This window comes from Candidatus Erwinia dacicola, assembly GCF_001756855.1.
Lineage (GTDB): Bacteria > Pseudomonadota > Gammaproteobacteria > Enterobacterales > Enterobacteriaceae > Erwinia > Erwinia dacicola.
Map to the genome: position 1 here is coordinate 1 of NZ_MAYS01000135.1, position 3127 is coordinate 3127.

3 protein-coding genes and 1 pseudogene are annotated in these 3127 nt (G+C 55.4%); 1 reads left to right on the forward strand and 3 read right to left on the reverse strand.

Annotated features, from left to right (window positions below; translation table 11 throughout):
- A partial coding sequence (locus BBW68_RS15720) for a helix-turn-helix domain-containing protein (RefSeq protein ID WP_148127531.1) occupies positions 1-216 on the reverse strand: 216 nt, incomplete at its 3' end.
- Between the two features lie 177 nt (positions 217-393).
- Complete coding sequence (gene pyrC, locus BBW68_RS04150; protein ID WP_070134126.1) at positions 394-1446, reverse strand: dihydroorotase; 1053 nt, start codon at positions 1444-1446, stop codon at positions 394-396.
- Positions 1447-1878: 432 nt separating this feature from the next.
- On the opposite strand from pyrC, the pseudogene istA reads away from it, so the two are divergent.
- A pseudogene (gene istA / locus BBW68_RS19510) lies at positions 1879-2881 on the forward strand (IS21 family transposase); the annotation flags it as partial.
- A gap of 61 nt (positions 2882-2942) precedes the next feature.
- On the opposite strand, the gene BBW68_RS15725 reads toward istA, so the two are convergent.
- Positions 2943-3127 (reverse strand): transposase (locus BBW68_RS15725; RefSeq protein ID WP_186821270.1); only part of this gene is annotated, 185 nt, incomplete at its 5' end.

Below are 3127 nucleotides of genomic sequence, written 5' to 3' on the forward strand. Positions count from 1 at the left end.
AGCGGCCACGCGCTCAAGGATATAGGGCTTGCACGGGTCAAGCTTGCAGGGTCTGGGTACGCGAGGCTTGTAGCGGATATCCGCTACGGGCAGCGGGCTACGGATATATCTGCGAACGGTCTCACGAGAGCATGAAAGCTGGCGCGCGATGGCGCGTATCGACATGCCCTGACGGTGTAAAACACTCATCTCCACTCTGGTCTCCAATGTCATCATTGGCAGTGCCTTAAAACTGCCATTTTTACCCTGGGTGGGTCAGATTTACATCGGCAGGTGGGCCAGTTTTACATCGGTAGCGACACTAGGGCTGAGCTCAGACCGTTTAGCGATAGCGGTCACTTCTAAGGGATACCCCAGGAGACGACCACTTTTCTGGTCGTCCCGCTGGACAGGCTAACTCTCGACGCGCCAGTTCAGCGTCTCGCCTGCTAGGAATGGCACCAGCGTATGGCCATCGTTACCGACCTGCACGCTCTCTGCCACGGTCCACGGCTGGCGCACCAGCTTGATGGTGTCTTCATTCAGCGGCAGCCCGTAGATGTTAGGACCATTCTCGGAGCAGAAGGCTTCCAGATGCGCCAGCGCGTCGATCTCTTCAAACACCGTTGCGTAAGCGCTCAGCATAGACGGGGCGTTGAACATGCCGGCACAGCCACAGCTGGTTTCTTTAAGGTTGCGGGCATGAGGTGCGGTATCGGTGCCAAGGAAAAAGCGCGAGTGCCCGCTGGCAACCGCATCGCGCAGCGCCTGCTGGTGGATGTTGCGTTTGAGGATTGGCAGGCAGTAAAGATGCGGGCGAATGCCGCCAACCAGCATGTGGTTGCGGTTGAACATCAGGTGCTGAGGGGTAATGGTAGCCGCCAGAAAACGATTGCTTTCCAGCACGTAAGCAGCGGCTTCTTTGGTGGTGATGTGCTCGCAGACCACCTTCAGCTCCGGAAACTGCTGACGTAGCGGATCCAGCACGCTCTCAATAAAACGCGCTTCGCGGTCAAAGATATCGATATGGGCATCGGTCACTTCACCGTGGATCAGCAGCGGCATACCGATCTTCTGCATACGTTCCAGCACCGGGGCAATCGCCGCGATGCTGGTGACGCCATGCGCGGAGTTGGTGGTGGCATGCGCCGGGTAGAGTTTCGCCGCGGTAAACACCCCTTCGTTAAAGCCCGTTTCGATTTCGTTCGGTTCTAGGCCGTCGGTCAGGTAGCAGGTCATCAGCGGCATGAAAGCATGCGCAGCCGGAACGGCAGCCATAATGCGATCGCGGTAGGCGCGGGCAGCGGCAACGCTGGTCACTGGCGGGACGAGGTTAGGCATCACAATGGCGCGACCACAGACCTCACTGGTATACTGCACCACGGCCTCCAGCATCTCACCATCACGCAGATGGATATGCCAGTCATCAGGGCGGCGAATAATCAATTCTTGAGGTTGTGCGGTCATGCGATGTGCTCCGGCAAAGGGGTGGAATAGCTGTTTTTAGCCGAGTATAAAGATTAATAATAAAGCGCGCTGAATGCACCTGCTTTATACGCAGGCGGGGAGAAAACGCTGCGCGCCAGCGCAGTGCATATTCTGACCGATCGTGAACACTCATTCTGGCGGAACGTGAACGCTGTTTCTGGTTTTGCGTGGACGCGTATTCCGGCGGAAAATACCACGATTTAGCACCATGACCAGAATCACTGTTCATTTTGCCAGAATCGGTGTTCACCTGACCGGAATTGCTGTTCACGTCTCTATAATCATTCTTAACGCATTGATCTTTCTGCTATACCTCTCCCTTTAATTTCTAGGAGAGATGTATGCCAAACAAGAGAATCGCCATGCGTAAAATCCATGAAATTTTAAGGCTGCGTTTTGAAGTCGGCCTGTCCTTCCATAATGGAGCTGAGTAAGAAAGGCGTCACCTGCCACCTTCTGTGGGAAAAATACTGTCAGCGGATACCAGTCCGGGGGTACAGTTACTTGCAGTTCTGCTGCCGCTACCAGACTTGGTGCCAGTCGCAGAAGCGCTCCATGCGCCAACAGCATCTCGCCGGTGAAAAATGCTTTATCGACTACTGTGGGCCCACGGTGCCGGTTATCTCGCCAGAAACCGGTGAATGCCGCTAGGCGCAGATCTTCGTGGCAGTGTTGGGTATACCTTCGCAGAGGCCACGTATACGCAGTCGCTACCGGACTGGCTTCTCAGCCACGTCAGCATGCTGGAGTTCATCGGCGGCATCCTCGAAATCCTAGTCCCGAATAACCTCAAAAGCGGGATTAATAAAGCCTGTCGCTACGATCCCGAACTCAATCCATCCTACCAGCAACTGGCGGAGTACTATCAGGTTGCGGTGATACCTGCCCGCCCCGAAAACCTAGAGACAAGCCGAAGGTGGAAGTTTGCGTCCAGATCGTTGAACGCTGGATCCTCGCCCGGCTACGGCATCAGGTCTTCTTCTTGCTGGCAGAGTTGAACCACTGCATCCGTACGCTGGTTACAGAGCTCAACGAACGTCTCTTCAAAAAACTGCCCAGCAACTGGCGGGAAGCCTTCGAAAAGCTGGATAAACCCGCACTTTGACCGTTATCGGTACAACCGTGGCTCTACCGCCACATAAAGAAAGCGAAGGTGAATATCGATTATCACGTTGAATATGAGCTGCGCCATTACTCGGTGCCGCATCAGTACGTCGGTAAAACAGTGGAACTCCATGCCTTCGACAACTTGCTTGAGGTCTGGGCTGACGGGCCGATGATCGCCAGTCACCCTCGACGCTTTCATCCGGGTAACAGTACTGCGGCAGAGCATATGCCGGAGCGTCACCGCCATCATCAACAGTGGACGCCGGGCCGGTTGAAAAACTGGGCTGCCGGTGTGGGATCTGACACGGGTCGAGTCCGTCAAGGTGGTGTAAATTCAGATCCAGCCTTCCGGTCCGGTAATATGTCTGTTAAGCGCTGAGTGGCAGCGCCTCGATCACATCGTTTTCAGCGGTCTGCTCTATCTCCGCCATGCTGTGCTGCGGCAGGTAGCGGTTCTGCAACAGCCATTCTTCGTTCTGCTCCGTCAGCACCGCACCCAGAAGCCGGGTTATGCTCTCTTCGTTGGGGAAGATACCCACCACGTGGGAACGCC

Bases quoted from the DNA above. Each gene is read 5' to 3' on its own strand.
- pyrC (WP_070134126.1), bottom strand. From the start codon at position 1,446: ATGACCGCACAACCTCAAGAATTGATTATTCGCCGCCCTGATGACTGG.